Source organism: Geobacillus stearothermophilus ATCC 12980, from assembly GCF_030369615.1.
Classification (GTDB): domain Bacteria; phylum Bacillota; class Bacilli; order Bacillales; family Anoxybacillaceae; genus Geobacillus; species Geobacillus stearothermophilus.
On the sequence record NZ_CP128494.1, the window covers coordinates 435,780 to 457,788 of the forward strand.

Sequence of the window (22,009 nt, forward strand, 5' to 3'; positions counted from 1 at the left end):
ATGCCGCTTCATGTAGTGCTATACCAGCCAGAAATTCCAGCCAATACTGGAAACATCGCTCGTACGTGCGCAGCAACCGATACGTCGCTCCATTTGATCCGCCCGCTCGGTTTTTCTACGGATGATAAAATGTTAAAGCGCGCCGGGCTTGATTATTGGCCGTATGTCAATATTTCGTATTATGACTCGCTTGACGAACTATTCGCCCGCTTTCCGGAAGGGGAGTTTTATTTCATTACGAAATTCGGGCGCCGGTATTATGATTCGTTTGATTTCAGCGATACAGAAAAACATATTTTCTTTGTGTTCGGACGTGAAACGACCGGACTGCCGAAGGAGCTGCTTGAGGCCAATATGGACCGTTGCCTTCGCATCCCGATGAATGACAAAGTGCGCTCGTTAAACTTGTCGAACACGGCGGCCATTTTAGTGTACGAAGCGTTGCGCCAACAACGGTTTTATGGGTTGTCATAAACAAAAAAAAACGACCTTCGCTCTGGAGGTCGTTTTTTTGGTCTTATTGTCTGACGCCTGGTTTGTCTTCATAGCCAGCGGTGAAAATGGCCGTCAAAAACGCAATGATAACCCCTAGCACAAGCAACGTGCGCATCGTTTGTTCCTCCTTCATAATGAAAGTGGCAGGCGTTTCCCCCTTTATTATAGCGAATATGGCTAAGCATGTGAATGACCGCAGTTGGTTGTTAGGAGACAAAATTTTTTTTGCGGCGAATGATACGGGACATCCTCACATAAATTGTAATAATCTTGCTGTTAGACATCCAAGGGTGAGGAGGTCCTTTATGGATATTTTGCAAAAAATCACCCGGTATCGGGAAGAAGAAGAAAAGTTGAAATGGGAAGGAACGTTTGCCGAGTATTTAAAGATTTTAAAAGAAAAGCCGTGGGTGGCCCAGTCGGCTCATTCGCGTGTTTATAATATGATCAAAGATGCTGGGGTCGAAGAGGTGAATGGGCGGAAACGATATAAGTTTTTTAGCCAGCACCTGTTCGGGCTTGAGGAGGCGCTTGAGCGGCTCGTTGAGGAATATTTCCACCCGGCGGCGAAGCGGCTTGATGTGCGGAAACGGATTTTGCTGCTGATGGGGCCGGTCGGCGGCGGGAAATCGACGTTGGTAACGCTCCTGAAGCGCGGGCTTGAGGAGTACTCCAAAACGGAGCACGGAGCCGTTTATGCGATTAAAGGGTGCCCGATGCATGAAGACCCGCTTCACCTCATTCCTCACCATTTGCGCGACGATTTTTACCGCGAATACGGAATTCGCATCGAAGGCGAGCTGTCGCCGCTCAATATGATGCGGCTTGAGAAAGAGTACGGCGGACGCATTGAAGACGTGCTAGTGGAGCGCATTTTCTTCTCGGAAAACCGCCGCGTCGGCATCGGGACGTTCAGTCCGTCTGATCCAAAATCGCAAGACATCGCCGATTTAACGGGAAGCATCGATTTTTCAACGATCGCGGAATACGGCTCCGAGTCCGACCCGCGCGCGTACCGGTTTGACGGCGAGCTGAACAAAGCCAACCGCGGGATTATGGAATTTCAAGAGATGTTAAAGTGCGATGAAAAATTTCTTTGGCATTTGCTGTCGCTGACGCAAGAAGGCAATTTCAAGGCTGGGCGGTTTGCTTTAATCAGCGCCGACGAATTGATTATCGCTCATACGAACGAAACGGAATATCGGTCGTTCATCGCCAACAAAAAGAACGAGGCGCTCCATTCGCGCATCATCGTCATGCCGATTCCATACAACTTGCGCGTCTCGGAAGAAGAGCGCATTTACGAAAAAATGATCCGCGAAAGCGATGTCGCCGACGTGCATATCGCCCCGCATACATTGCGGATTGCGGCCATGTTTACGATTTTGACTCGGCTGAAAGAGTCGAAGCGGCCGGATGTGGATTTATTGAAGAAAATGCGCTTGTATGATGGCGAAATGATCGAAGGATTCAGCGAGGTCGATGTGGAGGAGCTGAAAAAGGAGCATCCGGACGAGGGGATGAGCGGCATCGACCCACGCTATGTCATCAACCGCATTTCTGCCTGCATCATTCGCAAAGGAGTGCTGTCGATCAATGCGCTTGACGTGCTTCGTTCGTTGAAAGAAGGGTTGGATCAGCATCCGTCGATCACGAAGGAAGACCGCGAGCGGTATTTGAATTTCATTTCGCTCGTGCGCAAGGAGTATGATGAAATCGCAAAACAAGAAGTGCAAAAGGCGTTCGTCTATTCGTATGAAGAGTCAGCGAAAACGTTGATGGATAACTATTTGGACAACGTCGAGGCGTACTGCAACAAGACGAAACTGCGCGATCCGCTTACGGGTGAGGAAATGAATCCGGATGAAAAGCTGATGCGCTCGATTGAGGAACAGATCGGCATTTCGGAAAATGCGAAAAAGGCGTTCCGGGAAGAAATTTTAATCCGCATTTCCGCCTACGCACGCAAAGGGCAAAAGTTTGACTACAATTCGCATGAGCGGTTGCGTGAAGCGATCCAGAAAAAGCTGTTTGCTGATTTAAAGGATATTGTGAAAATCACGACATCGACGAAAACGCCCGATGAACAGCAACTGAAAAAAATTAATGAAGTCGTCGCCCGCCTGATCGATGAATACGGGTACAACTCCACGTCGGCCAATGAATTGCTCCGCTATGTCGGCAGCTTGTTGAACCGCTAGGCATGCCTCGAGCGCCGGGGCATGCTTTTTTGCATCGATAATCGGGCTTGTCCGTCCGTTGTTCGCTTTTCTATTTTCGGCATTCATCTGTCAATTATTTTGAATTTTTGCATAGGATAAAATAAACAACTTGGCATAGTGATGGTCCGTTTTGATGACGCCAACATAAGTATATGCGGGAAAGTGAAAAGTGTGAGAACCATTTTAACAAAGGAGGGGAAAATATGAAAGGGAATTTCGTTGTATCGAAAGAAGACTGGTCCCTCCACCGCAAAGGATATGACGATCAAAAGCGGCATCAAGAAAAGGTAAAGGAAGCGATCAAAAACAATTTGCCGGATTTGATTACGGAAGAAAGCATCATTATGTCCAACGGACGCGATGTAATTAAGATTCCGATTCGCTCGCTGGATGAATGTAAAATTCGCTACAACTATGAGAAAAACAAACATGTCGGCCAAGGAAACGGAGACAGCCAAGTCGGCGATGTCGTGGCCAGAGACGGAAGTGGGGAGGGGCAAGGGCCAGGAAAAGGCCAAGGAGCCGGCGACTTGCCGGGTCAAGATTATTACGAGGCTGAAGTGTCGTTGATGGAAATCGAAGAAGCGCTCTTCAGCCAACTGGAGCTGCCGAACTTGCAGCGGAAAGAACTGGATCAAAATGTCGTTCAACATATCGAATTTAACGACATTCGCCGCACCGGGTTGATGGGGAACATCGATAAAAAGCGGACGATGCTCGCCGCTTTCAAACGCAATGCCATGAGCGGCAAACCAGGCTTTTACCCGATTTACCGCGAAGATTTAAAGTTTAAAACGTGGAATGAAGTCGTCAAGCCGGAATCGAAGGCCGTTGTCTTGGCCATGATGGACACAAGCGGCTCGATGGGCATGTGGGAAAAATACATGGCGCGCAGTTTCTTCTTTTGGATGACGCGTTTTTTGCGCACGAAGTACGAAACAGTCGACATCGCCTTTATCGCCCATCATACGGAAGCGAAAGTTGTCAGCGAGGATGAATTTTTCACGAAAGGGGAAAGCGGCGGGACGATTTGCTCATCCGCCTACCGCAAGGCGCTGGAACTGATCGAAACGAAGTATTCTCCGTCGCGCTACAACATTTATCCGTTCCACTTCTCCGACGGCGACAACTTGACATCGGACAATGCCCGCTGTGTGAAGCTTGTTCAAGAGCTGATGAAAGTGTCGAACATGTTTGGGTATGGAGAAGTCAACCAGTACAACCGCCATTCCACACTCATGTCGGCGTATCGCAATATTAAGGATGAAAAGTTCCGCTATTATATTTTGAAACAAAAATCAGATGTGTTCCACGCGATGAAAACATTTTTCCGGAAAGAAGAAAATAAGGCATTCGTATGAATCTCCTGCAATAGCGCAGGAGATTTTTATTTATTTTACAAAAAGTATAAATTTTACAGAAGCAAAACCCCTATTTTACAGCTTATTTACAAACATCCTCCATGATGAAAGTAATCAAGCTGTCTTGCAAAGCGGGGGGATAGCGGTTTCAACGGGAAGCATTTTTTATGGAAAGAAGCAAAAGCAAGGAGGTGCATCGTGTGACAAATGTGGAGTTTGTTCGTGTTTGCAAGTCCTATGACGGAAAAAATATGTCATTCACGACTTAAATGCTTCCATTGAATCAGGAGAATTTTTTGTGCCGGCGAACGGATTCCGTTGGTTATTGATGAAGCAAATAGCTCATTTTTTGATGTTCATGGCTTCAGGCTTCTATATACATGCTCATTGAAAAGTTAACCTTCGCATAAGCGGTGCCCACTCTGGTTATACTGCTCCTAATGAAAAACATGGAAAAGGAGCGGAATTCTGCATGAAACGCCTCAAAATCACCGACAACCATGGATGGACGCCCCGGAAACTCCGCAAGCAGGAACGGAAGATCAAAAACGCTCATCTCCGCCAACGTGTGATGGCCGTCCGCCTGGTCATGGAAGGCTATTTGGGCAAAGAGGTGGCCTCCATGGTCAACGTGTGCCGACAAACCGTTTCCCATTATGTGTCGCTGTTCAACGAAGGCGGCCTTGAACTCCTGCTTCATCGGGATTTCGCCCCCGGGCGGGAGCCGTTTCTCACCGAAGAACAGCAGGAAAAGATCAAACAGCTTGTATTGACCATCACTCCCGCGGAACTGGGCTGGGACGTTGCTTCGGCGTGGAACACCAAACTCCTGCAATCCTATGTCGCAAAGCAATTCGGTGTTTCCATTTCCCGCGAAGCGCTGCGAAAACTCCTGCACCGCAAAGGGCTGTCGTGGACACGACCGACGTACACACTGGCGAAAGGAAATCCGGATGAGCAAAAGCAATTTGAAAAACAAATGGATCTGATAAAAAAAACTTGATCACCAAGGAGACAGAAGATGCTGTTCTTCTGTACATCGATGAAACCCATATCCGCTCTTACCATGTCTTGCGGTCCACATGGTCGGAAGTCGGCCGCCAAAAACAAGTGCCGACGTTTGGCCATCATGCCCACGTATCGCGGTTTGGCGCGGTCAACGTCCATGATGGTGAAACGGTGCTTCATCAAACGACTGCCGCCAATGCTGCGACGTTCTTGGATTTCTTGAGAATGCTCAAAGAGCGCTATCCAGACCGTCTCATGGTCTTGGTGTTGGATAACGCCCGCATTCACCATGCCAAGATGGTCAAGGAGTTTTTGCGGGAAGAAGGGCAGTGTTTTCACTTTATTTACCTTCCTCCCTATTCGCCACAGCTGAACCCGATTGAACGCTTATGGAAATGGTTGAAAGATATGGTGATTGCCAATGTCTTTCACAAGGATCGCAACGATATCATTCAAGCCATTACTCGGTTTGTCCACTACATCCACGAACGTCCGGAGGAAGTGCTGCAACGCTTAGGGTGTGCAGGATGAGAAGTTAACTCTTTATGTTGCATGTATATAGACATACGCCTTCCATAAATTTGGGCATACTCAAACAAAGCAGCGGCCATCCCGGATTTCCAATCGAGAGGAAGCTGCCCAGAGAAAAAACGGCGAACGAACGAAATGAAGGAAAGAGAGACGTTCGTCTGTTTTTTGGTTTGATCATACAGCCATCGCAACAGCACATATGCGATGAATGCCGCAAACAGTTGGTTGTATACCGCATTTTCCGTCGTGCCAAACAAGGTCGGGACATTCAGATATTGCTTCACCCAACGGAAAAAGACCTCAACAGTCCAACGTTGTTGGTACATGTCGGCAATGGTTTCCGCAGACGCATGGAAGAGGTTCGTCACGACCCGAATGTCGCGGCCATTCGCATCTCGAAAGATCACCACCCGGTGACGCTTGGTGGAGCGGCATTGTTTCGTCCCCAACTGGCACGTGAAGTCGGCTTGAACCGATGAAGATGTGCTGGAAAGGCGTTTCAAGCTTTTTTTCTGATGAAGTTCGATTGTTGTCCTTCATCCGAATGACAAAGAGCTGATGCTGCTCTACAAATCGATCGAGGCGTTCGATTTTGAAATACGCCCGGTCTTCCACGAGCACTTGTTGAGCGTTCGTCAACTGTTCTCCCACCGGGCCATCGTGACGCAGCCCGGTCGTTTCCACCACGTCTGCCGGCAACGAGGATTCCGGCGAATACGCGACGTGCAGCTTCACTCCGGCGCGTTCACCGTGATACGGCGCCCATGGCAGGCGTTTTTTCCCGACCGTGACGGTCGTCGAATCCACCACCCGAAGCGGTTTGGGAAACCGAAGCGAACGGCGGGTTTGGCGGTTGCACTTGGAAATGATCAACGCCAACAAGCGTTTCATGATGTCATAGGGAACTTCTTTCGCTTTCTTGGATACATTTGAATAATGGAATCGCGACAATCCATACAGAGGCCCCACATCGGCTCCGTGGCGAAAGCTTTTCCATTGATGCATGGCGGCCAGCAGGAAGAAGTGAATCAACTCGCGCAACGGAAAGGTTCGAGACGAATCACGATACCCAACCGCTTCGGCAATCAGTTGAATCTCTTCATCCGAAACAAGTTTTTGCATCAAATTCGGGAGTGTGGTATGCTTGTTCATAGAGAGCACCTCCTGGGTTTGTTTGTGTCGCTACTCACATTCTACAGGAAAGGTGCTCTTTTTTCTATACCCTTTGGATTTTATTGGATAATCAACACGCCTGAATGTTAACGTCAAAAGGTGCAGCAGGGGTCACAGGTTCCGGATTTATTACACTTGCGGCGACTTTGGCAGCGTTCCCGATGATTCCAGTAGAAGGAATCGCGTTATTGCTTGGCGTAGACCGCTTTATGTCGGAAGCGCGTGCCATTACAAACTTAATTGGCAATGCTGTAGCGACTGTTGTTGTTTCTAAGATGGAAAATGAATTTCATCCTTCTGAAGAACAACATGCAGATAGAACGAAGATGGTTGTTGCAAAGTAAACTTTAGCAATTCGACATCACCTATGCTTTTCTGCCAGTTCGATGCAACATATGAAGGCAGGCAATTTTTGCCACTTATGGCAGAAAAGCATTTTTTATTTTAAAAATTTGATAATAAATCTAATTTTTTATATCATAAACCTTGAATTCAATATTTATGAATTCAGTGTTTATAACGATCTTGCAAGAATAATGAATGGCATGCAAAAAAATGGAGAAATTACAGTTGGGAAGTCCAGCAAGGCCGTGAAACACTCATTTTTTCCACGAAAAAATTCGTGTAAAGGGGAGAATAGACGATGGAAAATGTAAAATTAGCCATTATTTATTACAGCTCAACAGGTACGAACTATCAATTGGCAAAATGGGCGGAAGAAGCGGCGAAGGAAGCAGGGGCAGAAGTAAAAGTAGTAAAAGTTCCTGAACTCGTTCCAAAAGAAGCAATTGAATCGAATCCAGCGTGGAAAGCTCATGCGGAAGCAACGAAAGATGTCCCAACAGCTACGTTAGCGGACTTAGAATGGGCGGATGCGATTATTTTCAGCGTGCCGACTCGCTTTGGTAATATTCCTTCGCAATTAAAGCAATTTTTAGATACAACCGGCGGATTATGGGCACAAGGAAAGCTTGCCAATAAAGTTGTCAGCGCCATGGCATCTGCAGGAAATGCTCATGGCGGCCAAGAACAAACCATTTTACAACTATATACAACAATGTACCACTGGGGTGCGATCGTAGTAGCGCCTGGATATACGGATCAATCTGCTTTTGCTGCAGGAGGAAATCCATACGGAACGAGTGTGACAGTCGATCAAAACGGAAAAATAGTAGAAAATGCGGAAGCTGCTGTGAAACATCAAGCACGCCGTACCGTCCAAGTTGCGCAATGGATAAAAAATGGAATGCGACAATAAGATGAGGGTTTTTACTCTCATTTTTTTATGCATTATATTTTGCTTTTTTTATGTACGGAAAGATAATAAAATAAAAGTAAGCAAATTCTCGAAAAGGATGATGTATAAAATTTTGTGTAAAGCATTTTACTAGATCAAAAGAAAAAAGGTAGGGTATTCTCTGATTGGACGAAAAACATTCTAAAGAAAGGAGAACCCTACCTATGTCTAAAAGTATATCGAATGTAGACTGGGTAAATCAACTATATAGATGCAACGAAATCGTTTAACATATCCTTGGCGGAAAAGTGGCTCATCCATTTTTGACTGTCGAAGGCAAGCCTATGGCTTGCCTCCGTCACGCTAAGGCGTGACGGAAGACCGAACAACGACTCGCTTAAAGACCCATTCATGGGTCTTTAAGCGGTGTTGTTCGGTCACTCGACATTCGGATGAAATGACCGGTAAAAACGAAAAATGTTAAAGCTTTAAATTGCATCTATATAGTGGCGTGACAAAGGGTGCTATTAAGTAATATTATCTTTCTGAAGTAAAGCAATCTTATTGCCGACTTTATAACAGAATATAAATGGAGTGATAGATATGGAAAAGAAATGGTGGAAAGAAGCGGTTGTGTATCAAATTTATCCGCGCAGTTTTTACGATTCCAACGGGGATGGCATTGGCGATATCCGCGGCATTATCGTGAAACTTGATTATTTAAAAGAACTTGGCGTGGATGTGGTATGGCTATCTCCGGTATATAAATCGCCAAATGATGACAACGGATATGATATAAGCGATTATCGGGAGATTATGGATGAATTTGGTACGATGGAAGATTGGGAAGAAATGCTTGAGGAAATGCACAAACGCGGGATTAAGCTAGTGATGGATTTAGTCGTCAATCATACATCAGATGAGCATCCGTGGTTTATCGAATCAAGAAAGTCAAAGGACAATCCGTATCGCGACTACTATATATGGCGGCCTGGAAAAGATGGAAAGGAACCGAACAATTGGGAGTCAATTTTTAGCGGTTCAGCGTGGGAATATGACGACACGACGGAAGAATATTATTTGCATCTTTTTTCAAAAAAACAACCAGATTTAAACTGGGAAAATCCAAAAGTGCGCCGCGAAGTGTATGACATAATGAAGTTTTGGCTTGATAAAGGCGTCGACGGCTTCCGAATGGATGTCATCAACATGATTTCGAAAGTGCCAGAATTACCGGACGGAAAACCGCAGGAAGGGAAGAAATACGCTTCGGGAAGCAAGTATTTTATGAACGGTCCGCGCGTTCATGAGTTTTTGCAAGAGATGAACCGCGAAGTATTGTCAAAATACGACATTATGACGGTCGGAGAAACGCCGGGAGTCACACCAAAAGAGGGAATTTTATATACCGACCCATCGCGTCATGAGTTGAACATGGTGTTTCAATTCGAGCATGTTGATTTAGGTTCCGGACCTGGAGGAAAATGGGATATTCGTCCATGGTCGTTGGCCGACTTGAAAAAAACGATGACAAAATGGCAAAAAGAGCTAGAAGGAAAAGGATGGAACAGTCTTTACTTAAACAATCATGATCAGCCACGCGCTGTTTCTCGCTTTGGCGATGATGGAAAGTATCGTGTGGAATCGGCGAAAATGCTTGCAACATTTCTCCATATGATGCAAGGAACACCGTATATTTACCAAGGTGAAGAGATCGGAATGACCAATGTGCGCTTCCCGTCGATTGAATACTACCGTGATATTGAAACATTGAACATGTATAAAGAATGTGTGGAAGAATATGGTGAAGATCCGCAAAAAGTGATGGAGAAAATTTATTATAAAGGGCGTGACAACGCGCGCACACCGATGCAGTGGGATGACAGCGAAAACGCAGGATTTACAACTGGGACGCCATGGATTCCAGTAAATCCAAATTATAAGGAAATCAACGTAAAAGAGGCTTTAGCGGATCCAAATTCGGTGTTTCATTATTATAAAAAATTAATTCAACTTCGCAAGCAGCATGACATTATTGTCTATGGAACATATGACTTAATTTTGGAAGACGATCCGTATATTTACGCATACACACGCACATTGGGAAATGAAAAGCTGATTGTTATTACTAATTTTTCTGAAAAAACTCCTGTTTTCCGGCTTCCGGATGATATCACCTACAAAACAAAAGAACTGCTTATCAGCAATTACGATGTTGATGAAACGGAAGAACTGAAAGAAATTCGCCTGCGTCCATGGGAGGCGCGCGTATATAAAATCCGTTTGTCATGAAACATTTGCTTTTTCCGGTGCCAATACTAAACGGTGCAAACATTATTTTCTATCTATATAGATGCAACGAAATCGTTTAACATATCCTTGGCGGAAAAGTGGCTCATCCATTTTTGACTGTCGAAGGCAAGCCTATGGCTTGCCTCCGTCACGCTAAGGCGTGACGGAAGACCGAACAACGACTCGCTTAAAGACCCATTCATGGGTCTTTAAGCGGTGTTGTTCGGTCACTCGACAGTTGGATGAAATGACCGGTCAAAACGAAAAATGTTAAAGCTTTAAATTGCATCTATATAGAACAAATACTCAAACCATATATAACCAGCAGAACACCAATCTCGGGACTTCCCGTATTGATCTAAATAATCGTGAGGATTTGAAAAATGCTACTCTTTCCTCTAATAATGATACTGTAGAAATTTCCTCTACATCGATGCAAATGTTTTTAGTGGCAAAAGCTAATAAATTTGACAAGGGATGGGACTTAGCAAAAGACCTAGTAGATGTAGTAACTGATTTTATTCCTGGAGTAGGAACTGTTAAGGATGCATATAACCTGTATAAGGTTTTGAGTAACCCAAGTTCAACTGTGAAGGATGTGGCAGGAGCCTTACTTGCGTTTGTCCCAGGATTAGGCGATTTTAAAAGTATCGCCAAAGTAACGGATGCTGTAAAAGATGTTTATAAGATTGGTATAAAGAAATTAGATGATGCTGCGTGTAACTATTCACCCCAGTGCTAGTGTATAAAAAAGCCCAGCACAAATAGGGCATTTCGGTCATAGAAAATGCCCTAGGTAGCGGAAAGAACTCGATCGATCGTTTCGCCTGCCAACAGAAGACATAACGAATCCCACACGTTTTTTTCGTGTTTCGTCAGTGTGGAAACGATGCTTCTTGCGATGCAAAACGACTGCGCGAATGTTTCTTCGCGAAATGTACCCGAAATGTTCTCTTTGACTTTAACCATGCGAAGATCGCGTTCGGCTTGGTTGTTGTCAAAGGGAACATGTACTTCACGTAAGAAACGCAGCGCTTCTTCCTTTCGTTTTTGAAGGCGTCGAACAAAAGCGAGTGCTTTTTTCGGAAGAGGCGTCATCGTTTCTAATCGGTGTTGTGCTCTTTCTAGGATGCGATCATACACTCGTTCCCACCGTCTCGCTTCTTCTTCGGAAAGTGCACCGTGATGGGCTTCGACGGCTTGCTTGGCGGCTAACAGAAACGTGGTCATGCGCATCGCCCACGTATGCCCCTGTTCGATGAATCCTTTTAACTCACGCAAATGGTGGGCATGACAAAGGGCATGGGTGGCATGTGTGTATTTCGGATACGTACCGAACGCATCGTGCATCATCGTCCCTTCATATCGGGGAAGAATCCCGATCTCATCGGTCGCTTTTTTTCCACGAGAAGCGTGAGGAGCCAAGTATGTATATCTCGATGTACACGCGACATGCACCCATGCGAGTTTCCCATTGATGCGCAAACTCGTTTCATCGACATGCAGGATGTTGGATTCAAGTAAGGCGTCTTCGATGATGTCCATATTTGATTCCAGCGCTTCGCGTCCTCGTTTCACCATATTGGCAAGGGTTCCTGTACTAATCGAGTGTTGATATAACGCTTCGATTGTATCACTTAAACGCTTGTACGGGATCAATTGGATATGATGTAAATAAACAACGAGCGCCGTGAGCCGTGGACCGTATTGCACATGATTCGTGACATGGGATGGGAATTCGGCTTGTTGCACGCATCGACAATGTGGACACGATTTCACTTCACGTTCATGTTGTGTCACCTCGATCGCCACAGGAGGGACATCAAACACTTGACGGATATCGACTTTGAACGGTTTGACTTCACGCAAAGAAGCTCCACATCCTTGACACGTATGCACACGGTGGACGACACGATGATGTGGATGTTCCACTTGACGGAGCGTCTTCCCCTCATGTCCCTCTTGCCCACCAGGCTTTTTGCCAGACGGCTCGCGGGAGGAACGCTTTTTCTCAAAACGGTCAGAAGATGGGGGCAAATGGCTATTGGAGCTGTTTTTTTTCGTGCGTGCTTCCAGCTCTTGAACACGGTACTTCAGTTGTTCATTTTCTTTGCGTAGCTGTTTGTTTTCGTGACGCAAATGTTCATTTTCTTGAATGAGTTGATGAATGAGCTGTTTTTGTTGTTGAACTTTGCCGATTAAGCTCTCAACTGTAAATACAGCTTGTTGTACCGTCAACATGCGATTCACCTCCTTGTCTATCAATATTCACATCATAGACAAGGAAAGAAGAAAATATTCAGCTCACTTTATGATGTGGCTGAATAGTTACTGCTGCGTTAAGTATTTTTACGAAAAATATAAAATCTATAGATACAAAAAAGCTTGTAGATTTTTCAGAGGGTAGGAAAGTAGGTAGAGCTCAAGGTCATACTTTGGCCAAACATGTTGCACAAACCGATAATGATTTGATAAAGCGTGCAAACGGAAAAGAGAAATCTGATGCTACATCATATACAAATAAGAATACAGCTATTTCTGTCATAGATAAGACTATTAAACAAAATGCAGAGGACATTGCAAATTGGTTGCTAAACACTGATATTGATACAAAGACATTATTATATACCTCTAAAGAGAGTATTGGAAAAGGGGTATATAGGGGAGAAAAGAACGTACATAGAGATATAAGGCAAGCCGTCACTGTTTTGAAGAGGGATCCTAGTGCAAAAGAAGGGTTTATTATCTTAACCTCCTTTCCTGTACTTAAATGGCGAGGCAAATAAATAGTGAAACAAAACAACAAAATGAGAAAGGGTGATTTATGGTGGATAATCTAAAAAAGCCAGAAATGCTCAAATATTTCATGAGTGGGTATTTTAATCAAAGTGTTAGCTGGTCAGATCTTGAAGGATTGGCAACCGATTTTAAAGAGCGAGAACCTAAATCAATGGTAAAACAATTAATAAGCGAATTAAAAATGTTGCAGGATGTTTTACAAAAAGGTGATAAAGAGACGTGGAGAGAAATCGAAAAATATGTACATGAATATAGTATGAGATATTTAGATTTTGAAGATGGTCCAGAATTTATTAATACTGTTTTAAAGGCAATTCAATAATTTAAAATTAACTTTTGGTCTTTTCACATAAACCCGTATTGCTACTTAAACTTTATTACTATAGATGAGCAAATTCACTAACATAAATTTACAACTAAACAAAAGAAGAGACATGAACCCAATTCCTTGGTTAGAATAGATGTGCCACAACTATCCACAAGGAGGTTCATGTCTTATGAATAGATTAGCACATCATCAAGGAATCGACAAGTTCTTCATAACGTTAGGGTTGGCACTTTATTTCTCGAAACCTGTCATGAAGCATCTCGTTCATATCGTGGATGCCATGGTGACGAAAGGTTTTTCGGGAACGTTGACCGATCTTCATCATGGGAGCTTTCATCCGAACCATCGCACGACACTAAGCCATTTTTTCACGAAAAGTCCTTGGGAGGAAGAGACGTTGCTTCGCAAACTCCAGCAGTGGATCCTTCATCGTGTCGAACGCAGCTCGAAACGAGAGAATCAACCCATTTTTGTTTCGATCGATGATACGATTTGCCAAAAAACAAAGCCTTCGTCACAGGCGACGAACGCCATTCAAGGGTGTGATTGGCACTATTCTCACACAGAGAAAAAGTCGATCTGGGGACATTCTCTCGTTTGGCTCATGGTTCATACGATGACCCAAGCGTTCCCTTTTGCCTTTCGCCTCTACGACAAGGGGGCTGGGAAAAGCAAAGGAGAACTAGCCATCGAGATGCTTTCTTCTTTAGATGTACGCCGTTCGGTGTACGTGCTGATGGATTCGTGGTATCCATCGAAAACGCTTGTGGAAGCCTGCCTGAAAAAAGGATTTCATGTCATCGCGGTGCTCAAGACGAATCGCATTCTCTACCCTAAGGGTATCGCTATCCAAGCGAAAGAGTTCGCCGAATACATCGAACCGAAAGACACTCACCTCGTCACGGTGGGAGAAGAGCGTTATCGTATCGCTATGAAGGCTCTCTCAAAGGTCTCGATGATGCCGTGGTGCTCCTCGCTTGGAAAGCTGATCAGCCCATGACATCTGAACATCTTCACTGCGTCTTGAGTACCGACCGAGAGCTAAGCGATGAAGAAATCTTGCGCTACTATGCCGAGCGTTGGTCGATCGAATGTTTTTTCCGTCAGTCGAAAGACCAGCTGAAGCTCGATGGGTACCGTGTTCGTCAAGTTCGGGCGGTGAAACGGTATTGGATCCTAGTGCAACTTGCGTATGTGTACAGCATGTTCGAGTCGAACAGTGATTTTTCGGATGGGCTCGATCTCCTGCGCAAGAGAAAAGGACACAGCCTCGTGGAGTTCATTTACAGCGCAGCAAAACAAAATATTCCCATTGATGCCGTGAAAAAACATCTTCACGTGGCATAGGGGGTACCCCGTTTGTCTTTTCTTCGTATGGTAATTATTGTTACTAAAAATGCTCATCTACAGTTTATTATTAAAGTGCAATGCGGGTTTATCAATCCACAACTAGTCATATGATAATTGATAAATCAACAGTATTTGAAGTGTATAGCATTAATAGTTGTATCAGTACAACCGCCATTCCACACTCATGTCGGCGTATCGCAATATTAAGGATGAAAAGTTCCGCTATTATATTTTGAAGCAAAAATCAGATGTGTTCCATGCGATGAAAACATTTTTCCGCAAAGAAGAGAGCAAGCAGCTCGTTTGACCCTCTGGCAGCTGAAAAAAGGGGGTTTTTCTTTTTGGAAAGGGAGGGCAATCGCCCTCCCTAAAATAAGTTATTGCTTTTGCAGCGTCGCCGCCATGGCGAGCACGGCGCCAAGCACGTCTTCGTTGCGTGGAGCGTGCACGGTCAATAGCATTGGCGCTGGTTGGGCGCTGGCGATGACATGAACGGTGACACCGTCCGCTTGGGCAGTGTACCAAACGGCATCAGCGAACGGCTTAGGCAATCCGTTCGTTTGTTGGCGGGCGGCGTTGGCGTCAACCGCTTGGGCATGTTCTTGCGCTAGTTGCTCGTAGTTTGTTTCCCCCTCCGAAAGCAAGCGGATGCGGGCGAATGCTTCGCCATGAAGCAAGACATCGGCGCCCGGTTCTTCGGCGTCAAGGGTCCATCCTTCCAAAACATAGAGGGAAAAATGCTGATTGTTGCTTGTTTGCAGCGTTGCGGTTTTCGTGACGGTTTGGTTTCCATCTTGGTAGGACAATGAAATGGTCGGTTGTGAAGCAGCGGGTTGTCCTCCTCCTGCCGCTCGTTGCTCTTCTTCGTTCTTTTTCGTTGATGTTTGCTCTTTTGCTTCCTTCGAAGGAGAAGGGTTCTTGGATGACGGCGCATCAGACGATGGTTTTTGATCGGCGGCTGTCTGCTCTTCCTTTGCCGCCTGTGTCGTCTCGTGCTCTTTCGTTCCACAGCCAACCAGCAAGACGAAGGCGACAGCGAGAGAGAACAACAGTTTCCAGTATCGAATCATGTTCATTCCTCCCTACGTTCCATATACCCCCCATTATACCAATTGAAACGGTGGAAACAAACAGACTCGTTTCCCTATTTTTTCTGTTTGTTCGTTTTGGCTTGTTGTTTGGTGTGCAAGGCGACATGCGCCCCGCGCCAAACAGTGGCGACGAGTGGCGCTCCCCCATTTTACGCTTGGGGAAAGAGCGTTTCACCTTCTTTACCATTGGCTGGAGACAGGAAATGTTCCGCGAAAACAAGAAGAGTTGCCCACCCGGTTAATCGTGCGGGCTACCGGGTAGGCTATAGTCGTTTCAACTGATAGCGGTTGACGGGGCGTCCGACGCCGATGTATTGCACATCGAGTATCACTTGTCCCGTTTTCTCAAGGTATTCCAAGTAGCGGCGGGCCGTCACACGGGCGATGCCGACGCCCTCGGCCACTTCCTCGGCGGAAACAGGGAAGCGGTGCTGGCGCAAGTAGGCGACGACTTTTTCCAACGTCACTTCGTTTAATCCCTTCGGAAGTTCAGGGAGCGAGGCGGCAGGTTGTTCAGCCGTTTGCCGTAGTGCATCGAGTTCTGCCTGGGTGAGCGATTCCTTTTCTGCAAGCGACTGGCGGAACGCCCGATAATTTCCCAGCGCCTGTTTGAGCTGTTCAAATTTAAACGGTTTCAAAATGTAATCGAAGGCGCCGTTTTGCAGGACGCGGCGCACTGTTTCAATGTCGCTTGCCGCTGTGATGGCGATGATATCAACTTCATGGCCGCGGGCGCGGATTTGCTTTACTGTTTCAAGGCCGTCCAGCTGCGGCATGTAAATATCAATCATCGCTAAATCGGGACGCAGCTCGTCGATGAGGCGGAGTCCTTCTTCACCGTTTCCGGCAAGGCCGACGATGGTGAAGCCGTCGACTTGTTCAATCATTTGCCGGTTCACTTCCTGGACCATCGGATCGTCTTCAATGAGCAGTACACGGTACATGCTTTTCCTCCTTTGCACGGATGGAGCCTGTTTACATGATGGAGAAAGACACCAGCGCTGTTTCGCTAGGCTTCCTTGCTATGTTACATGTCAAATGTGATCGTAAAGATGGTGCCTTTTCCTTCTTCTTTTGTATGAAAAAAATCGCTGATGATAAACAAGCCGCTCAGCAGCATCGAAAAACTGACGATGACAAAAATTAAAATCGTGATTTTCCAACGGATCGGCAGCCGATTCGTGGCGAGACTCCTCTTTTTTCGAAACAGTCATTATCATTTATTTTAGCATGATTCCCCTGATATGATAAAAGAGAGGATCGTAATAGGCTTCCGCGGGCGGAAGCTTTTTTGTTTTTGAACAGCAAAAAAGGTCAAGACCAAAAAGACCAAAACGACCATTATCACCATAATATTTTGATTTCAACGATTTTTCTTTATGATAATGTTGAAAGTGTTACCAATACATTGAAAGGAGTGGGAGAAATGCGGAGAAAACTGAAAAACTTGACGGTGCAAGTCATTATCGGCATTATTTTAGGGATCATTGTCGGATTTCTATTTCCAGAATTCGGAGCGAAGTTAAAAGTATTGGCAGACGGATTTATTAAGCTGATTAAAATGGTGATCGCCCCGATCATTTTCTTCACCGTCGTCATCGGAATCGGCAATATGGGCGACTTGAAAAAGGTCGGCCGCATCGGCGGCAAGGCGCTCATTTATTTTGAAATTGTCACGACGTTTGCGTTGGCGATCGGGATTGTCGTCGTCAACCTTGTCAAACCAGGGGTTGGGTTTCATACCGATGCCGTAAAAGGCGGCGACATTTCGCAATATACGAAGCAGGCGGAAGAGACGAGCCACGGGTTTGTCGATTTCGTGCTCAGTATTATCCCGGATAACGTCGTCGCCGCGATGGCCAGCGGAGAATTGCTTCCGGTACTCTTCTTCGCCGTCCTGTTTGGCTTGGCGGCAGCAGGGTTAGGGGAGAAAGTCAAACCGGTGCTTTCGTTGTTTGAGCGAATCGCTGAAATTTTCTTTGGCGTCGTCAACATGGTTATGAAGGTGTCGCCGATCGCCGCGTTCGGCGCGATGGCGTACACGATCGGCACGTTCGGCCTCGGATCGCTCGTGTCGCTCGGTAAACTGATGGGTTCTGTTTACATTACGATGGCGCTTTTCATTTTCGTCGTGCTTGGCGGGATTGCCAAGTTTTATGGGTTTAACATCTTTAAGTTTCTCGCTTATATCAAAGAGGAACTGTTGCTTGTTTTGGGCACATCTTCGTCTGAATCAGCGTTGCCGCGGCTGATGGAACGTTTGGAAAAATACGGGTGCTCGAAATCGGTTGTTGGTCTTGTCGTTCCGACAGGGTATTCGTTTAACCTAGACGGCACATCGATTTACTTGTCGATGGCAGCCATTTTCATCGCCCAAGCGTACGGCATTGATTTAACCATTTGGCAAGAGCTGACGTTGCTTGGCGTATTAATGCTCACCTCGAAAGGGGCAGCAGGGGTTACCGGTTCCGGCTTTATTACACTGGCTGCAACGTTGGCAGCATTTCCGATGATTCCGGTCGAAGGCATCGCCTTGTTGCTTGGGGTTGACCGCTTCATGTCGGAAGCGCGGGCGATTACGAACATCATCGGCAATGCTGTAGCGACAGTGGTTGTTTCGAAAATGGAAAACGAGTTTCATCCGAACGAAGCTGAAGTGGAGCGCGCCTCGATGAGCGTGGCCAAATAAGAGTCAGGAGCCGATCTGCAAGTCCAATTGACAGCTTTTCCGTTCGCATGTTTCTGACTGCGTCGGGAAAGGAGCCGCACGCTGCAAATCGCCGAATGGATGAAAGAAGGAATGCAATAACAGCGCGAGGGGAACGTTTCCCCTCGTTTTTGCGTTGATTTTCCCCTAAAGAAAGAACAAGAGGGACGCGGGGAAGTGAGAAAGGAGAGCAAGCATATATTTTGATTTTCTTTCCCTCTTTTCCCATAATGAAACTATAATGACGCTCGAGGAGGAGAGGATATGAACGGCCTGCAAGATTGCGCCACTTTGCATAACGGGGTGAAAATGCCTTGGGTTGGCCTTGGCGTCTACAAAGTAAAGGAGGGCGAGGAAGTAAAAAGCACGGTGCGCACCGCGTTGGAAATTGGCTATCGCCATATTGACACGGCCGCTTTTTACGAAAACGAAGAAGGGGTCGGGCAAGCGATCCGTGAATCCGGCATTCCGCGCGAGCAAGTATTTGTGACGACGAAAGTATGGAACACCGACCAAGGGTATGAGACGACGCTGAAGGCGTTTGATGCAAGCTTGAAAAAGCTTGGGTTTGATTATGTTGACCTGTACTTAGTCCACTGGCCGGTGAAAGGGAAGTATAAAGAGACGTACAAAGCGCTGGAAAAGCTGTATAAAGACGGCTATGTGCGCGCGATTGGCGTCAGCAACTTCCAAATTCACCATTTGCAAGATGTGCTGGCTGACTGCGAAATTAAGCCGATGGTCAACCAAGTCGAGTATCACCCGCGCCTGACGCAAAAAGAGTTGCTTACGTTTTGTCGGGAAAACGGCATCCAGCTTGAGGCATGGTCGCCGCTTATGCGCGGGGAAATTTTAACCGAACCGACAATCGTTGAAATTGGCAAAAAATACGGGAAAACGCCAGCGCAGGTGGTGTTGCGCTGGGGTTTGCAACACGGCGTCGTGACGATCCCGAAGTCGGTGACGCCGGCGCGGATCAAGGAAAACGCTGATATTTTTGATTTCTCGCTGACCGACGAAGAAATGAAACAGATCGACGCGTTGAACTTGAACAAACGGGTCGGTCCTGACCCAGACAATTTCAATTTTTGATGTCCCCATCAGCCAAATAGCGCCTCGATGCAGGTGCTGTTTTTTTTTTTTTGAAACCGGAGCGAGCCGTTTGACGTATGAAAAGGTGAGCAAGTACAATAAATAATAGTATACACATTTGATGAACATTGAAAAAACGGAGGGTGCTGTGATGCTATTCCATCCGATGGATATTTTCATTTTTATCGCCTTCCTGATATCGCTTTGGGCGCAATGGAAGGTATCAAGCAATTTCAATGCCTGGTCTGAAGTTCCAGCCTCATCGGGGTTGACGGGGGCGGAAGTGGCGCGCATGATTTTAGACCGCCACGGGTTGCACCATGTGCCGGTTGAGGTCGTTCCGGGACGATTGTCCGACCATTATGATCCGATTTCCCGCACGGTCCGTTTGTCGGAGCCGGTCTTTTATGGGCGTTCAATCGCTTCCATTTCCGTTGCCGCCCACGAGGTTGGCCATGCCGTTCAACACCAGCAAGGCTACGCGGCGCTCGTCCTTCGCCACCGGATGTTTCCGATTGTGAACTTCGCTTCGAGCGTTGCGCCGTTGTTGTTGCTCGTTGGATTTGTGCTCCATCAATTTTCGCTGATTGGACTCGGCATTTTGTTTTTCTCGCTGGCGGTGGCCTTCCAAATCATTACCTTGCCGGTGGAGTTTAACGCGAGCGCACGGGCGAAGCGGTTTATGCTGGCTGAAGGGTTGATCGCCCCAAATGAAGTGCGAGGTGTAAACAAAGTGCTTGGCGCGGCGGCGCTGACATACGTCGCGGCAACGTTGATCGCCGTATTTGAACTGCTGAAATATGTGCTCATTTTCACCCAAGGGAACAATAATGAGGAATCGTAACATATTGGGCCGCCTAAGGCGGCCCAGCGGCATCATCGTCTATCAGCTGCAATGGAAACTTTTGTGTGCAGGAGGTGTAATCTGGGCGCTTCATCCGCGCTCGGAGACGAATTGGATATAGCCAGTTTGCTGTTGGTGGCGTTTCTCATCGCTTGCACCGCCTTTTTTGTCGCTTCTGAATTTGCGATCGTCAAGGTGCGCAGCTCGCGCATCGATCAGCTTGTCAATGAAGGGAATCGACGGGCGGTCGCGGCGAAAAAAGTGATTTCGAACTTGGATGGCTATTTATCGGCGAACCAGCTCGGCATTACGCTCACCTCGCTTGGCCTTGGCTGGCTCGGGGAGCCGACGGTGGCGCGGATGTTGCTGCCGCTGTTTGAACGCCTCCATTTATCGGAATCCGTCTCCCACTTTTTAGCGTTTATCATTTCGTTTTCGCTCATCACCTTTTTGCATGTCGTCGTCGGTGAATTAGCGCCGAAGACGCTTGCCATTCATAAGGCGGAAGCGATTACGCTGTTTACGGCTCAGCCGCTCATCTGGTTTTACAAAATCATGTATCCGTTCATTTGGACGCTCAACAACTCTGCGCGGCTCGTGACGCGCCTGTTTGGCCTCAGGCCGGTGGCGGAGCATGAAATCGCCCACTCTGAGGAGGAGTTGCGCCTCATTTTATCAGAAAGCTACAAAAGCGGGGAGATCAATCAGTCAGAGTACCGCTATGTCAATAATATTTTTCGTTTTGACGACCGCATAGCGAAGGAAATTATGGTGCCGCGCAAAGAAATTGTGGCGCTCGATATTAACAAAAGCGTCAAGGAAAACTTGGACATCATTCGCGAAGAAAAGTATACGCGCTATCCGGTCATTGACGGCGATAAAGACCATGTGCTTGGACTCATCAACGTGAAAGAGGTGTTTACGGACTTTATTGCCAATCCGTCCAACGAAAAGCAGATGAAAGACTATATCCGCCCGATCATTCAAGTGATTGAATCGATCGCCATTCACGATTTGTTGGTCAAAATGCAAAAAGAACGCATCCATATGGCGATTTTGGTCGATGAATACGGCGGCACGTCTGGACTGGTTACAGTCGAGGACATTTTGGAAGAAATCGTTGGCGAAATCCAAGATGAGTTTGATATTGATGAAACGCCGCTGATTCAAAAAATGGACGATCGATTGATCTTGGAGGGCAAAGTGTTGATCAGCGAAGTGAATGACTTGCTTGGGCTGGACATTGACGATGATGACGTCGATACGATCGGCGGCTGGATTTTAACGAAGCATTATGATATCAAACCAGGCGAGAGTGTAGAAATCGATGGCTACTTGTTTACGGTGAAGGAAATGGATGGCCATCATGTGAAATCGCTGGAAGTGGCAAAAAAAGAGCCGAGCAAAGAGGAGGAGGCGGCAGGCGCCGAAGAGGAGGAGTTGCGTTTGTAAGGCAGACGGGGGCGTCTGCCTTTTCTC

Annotated in this window: 18 protein-coding genes and 4 pseudogenes; 18 read left to right on the forward strand and 4 right to left on the reverse strand. The window is 46.5% G+C overall.

The window, feature by feature from the left end:
- From trmL to QSJ10_RS02430, 5 genes are all read left to right on the forward strand, one after another.
- Positions 1–474 (forward strand): tRNA (uridine(34)/cytosine(34)/5-carboxymethylaminomethyluridine(34)-2'-O)-methyltransferase TrmL, encoded by a 474-nt coding sequence (gene trmL / locus QSJ10_RS02410; protein ID WP_011229988.1) that lies wholly within the window; start codon positions 1–3, stop codon positions 472–474.
- A gap of 326 nt (positions 475–800) precedes the next feature.
- Entirely contained in the window at positions 801–2,696 is a 1,896-nt protein-coding gene (locus QSJ10_RS02415) for a PrkA family serine protein kinase (protein WP_033016388.1), read from the forward strand.
- 224 nt (positions 2,697–2,920) lie between these two features.
- Positions 2,921–4,078, forward strand: a complete 1,158-nt coding sequence (gene yhbH, locus QSJ10_RS02420) for a sporulation protein YhbH (RefSeq protein WP_053532787.1) — start codon at positions 2,921–2,923, stop codon at positions 4,076–4,078.
- A gap of 472 nt (positions 4,079–4,550) precedes the next feature.
- Positions 4,551–5,081, forward strand: coding sequence for a helix-turn-helix domain-containing protein (locus QSJ10_RS02425; protein WP_287136211.1), 531 nt, complete (start codon positions 4,551–4,553; stop codon positions 5,079–5,081).
- A complete protein-coding gene (locus tag QSJ10_RS02430; RefSeq protein ID WP_287136210.1) occupies positions 5,078–5,617 on the forward strand; it encodes an IS630 family transposase in 540 nt (179 codons plus the stop codon). Before QSJ10_RS02425 ends, QSJ10_RS02430 begins: the two co-directional genes overlap by 4 nt.
- A 32-nt stretch (positions 5,618–5,649) precedes the next feature.
- Here the strand turns inward: QSJ10_RS02430 and QSJ10_RS02435 are convergent.
- A pseudogene (locus tag QSJ10_RS02435) lies at positions 5,650–6,769 on the reverse strand (IS4 family transposase); the annotation flags it as partial.
- Positions 6,770–6,873: 104 nt separating this feature from the next.
- Here QSJ10_RS02435 and QSJ10_RS02440 point away from each other — a divergent pair.
- The 4 genes and pseudogenes from QSJ10_RS02440 to QSJ10_RS02455 form a co-directional block, all read left to right on the forward strand.
- Positions 6,874–7,134, forward strand: a pseudogene (locus QSJ10_RS02440) (cation:dicarboxylate symporter family transporter); the annotation flags it as partial.
- Between the two features lie 299 nt (positions 7,135–7,433).
- Positions 7,434–8,048 carry an NAD(P)H:quinone oxidoreductase gene (gene wrbA, locus QSJ10_RS02445; protein WP_033016569.1) on the forward strand — a complete coding sequence of 205 codons (615 nt, stop codon included), beginning with the start codon at positions 7,434–7,436 and terminating at the stop codon, positions 8,046–8,048.
- Positions 8,049–8,630: 582 nt separating this feature from the next.
- Positions 8,631–10,319 carry a glycoside hydrolase family 13 protein gene (locus tag QSJ10_RS02450; RefSeq protein ID WP_061567168.1) on the forward strand — a complete coding sequence of 563 codons (1,689 nt, stop codon included), beginning with the start codon at positions 8,631–8,633 and terminating at the stop codon, positions 10,317–10,319.
- A gap of 376 nt (positions 10,320–10,695) precedes the next feature.
- Positions 10,696–11,061: a hypothetical protein gene (locus QSJ10_RS02455; protein ID WP_287136209.1), complete on the forward strand. Its 366-nt coding sequence runs from the start codon at positions 10,696–10,698 to the stop codon at positions 11,059–11,061.
- Positions 11,062–11,111: 50 nt separating this feature from the next.
- Here QSJ10_RS02455 and QSJ10_RS02460 read toward each other — a convergent pair whose 3' ends face one another.
- Positions 11,112–12,560, reverse strand: a complete 1,449-nt coding sequence (locus tag QSJ10_RS02460; RefSeq protein WP_076611637.1) for an IS66-like element ISBst12 family transposase — start codon at positions 12,558–12,560, stop codon at positions 11,112–11,114.
- A 194-nt stretch (positions 12,561–12,754) separates the two neighbouring features.
- Between QSJ10_RS02460 and QSJ10_RS02465 the strand changes: the two genes are divergently transcribed.
- From QSJ10_RS02465 to QSJ10_RS02480, 4 genes and pseudogenes are all read left to right on the forward strand, one after another.
- On the forward strand, positions 12,755–13,105 hold the full coding sequence (locus tag QSJ10_RS02465; RefSeq protein WP_053532590.1) for an RNase A-like domain-containing protein: 351 nt from the start codon (positions 12,755–12,757) through the stop codon (positions 13,103–13,105).
- Positions 13,106–13,146: 41 nt separating this feature from the next.
- Positions 13,147–13,440 carry a contact-dependent growth inhibition system immunity protein gene (locus QSJ10_RS02470; RefSeq protein WP_033016570.1) on the forward strand — a complete coding sequence of 98 codons (294 nt, stop codon included), beginning with the start codon at positions 13,147–13,149 and terminating at the stop codon, positions 13,438–13,440.
- A gap of 175 nt (positions 13,441–13,615) precedes the next feature.
- Positions 13,616–14,793: pseudogene (locus QSJ10_RS02475) on the forward strand (IS701 family transposase).
- A gap of 163 nt (positions 14,794–14,956) precedes the next feature.
- A pseudogene (locus QSJ10_RS02480) lies at positions 14,957–15,103 on the forward strand (sporulation protein YhbH); the annotation flags it as partial.
- A 70-nt stretch (positions 15,104–15,173) separates the two neighbouring features.
- On the opposite strand, the gene QSJ10_RS02485 reads toward QSJ10_RS02480, so the two are convergent.
- Both QSJ10_RS02485 and QSJ10_RS02490 read right to left on the reverse strand, forming a co-directional pair.
- Positions 15,174–15,866 (reverse strand): DUF8580 domain-containing lipoprotein, encoded by a 693-nt coding sequence (locus QSJ10_RS02485; protein ID WP_033016566.1) that lies wholly within the window; start codon positions 15,864–15,866, stop codon positions 15,174–15,176.
- Between the two features lie 284 nt (positions 15,867–16,150).
- A complete protein-coding gene (locus tag QSJ10_RS02490; protein WP_053532592.1) occupies positions 16,151–16,831 on the reverse strand; it encodes a response regulator in 681 nt (226 codons plus the stop codon).
- A gap of 35 nt (positions 16,832–16,866) precedes the next feature.
- On the opposite strand from QSJ10_RS02490, the gene QSJ10_RS02495 reads away from it, so the two are divergent.
- From QSJ10_RS02495 to QSJ10_RS02515, 5 genes are all read left to right on the forward strand, one after another.
- Positions 16,867–17,034 carry a hypothetical protein gene (locus tag QSJ10_RS02495; RefSeq protein WP_162489994.1) on the forward strand — a complete coding sequence of 56 codons (168 nt, stop codon included), beginning with the start codon at positions 16,867–16,869 and terminating at the stop codon, positions 17,032–17,034.
- Between the two features lie 279 nt (positions 17,035–17,313).
- Positions 17,314–18,576, forward strand: a complete 1,263-nt coding sequence (locus QSJ10_RS02500; protein ID WP_053532595.1) for a dicarboxylate/amino acid:cation symporter — start codon at positions 17,314–17,316, stop codon at positions 18,574–18,576.
- A gap of 282 nt (positions 18,577–18,858) precedes the next feature.
- Positions 18,859–19,686, forward strand: coding sequence for an aldo/keto reductase (locus tag QSJ10_RS02505; protein ID WP_053532593.1), 828 nt, complete (start codon positions 18,859–18,861; stop codon positions 19,684–19,686).
- Positions 19,687–19,837: 151 nt separating this feature from the next.
- Positions 19,838–20,530 carry a zinc metallopeptidase gene (locus QSJ10_RS02510; RefSeq protein ID WP_033013900.1) on the forward strand — a complete coding sequence of 231 codons (693 nt, stop codon included), beginning with the start codon at positions 19,838–19,840 and terminating at the stop codon, positions 20,528–20,530.
- 111 nt (positions 20,531–20,641) lie between these two features.
- Entirely contained in the window at positions 20,642–21,982 is a 1,341-nt protein-coding gene (locus QSJ10_RS02515) for a hemolysin family protein (RefSeq protein WP_049625103.1), read from the forward strand.
- Positions 21,983–22,009 lie beyond the last annotated feature (27 nt).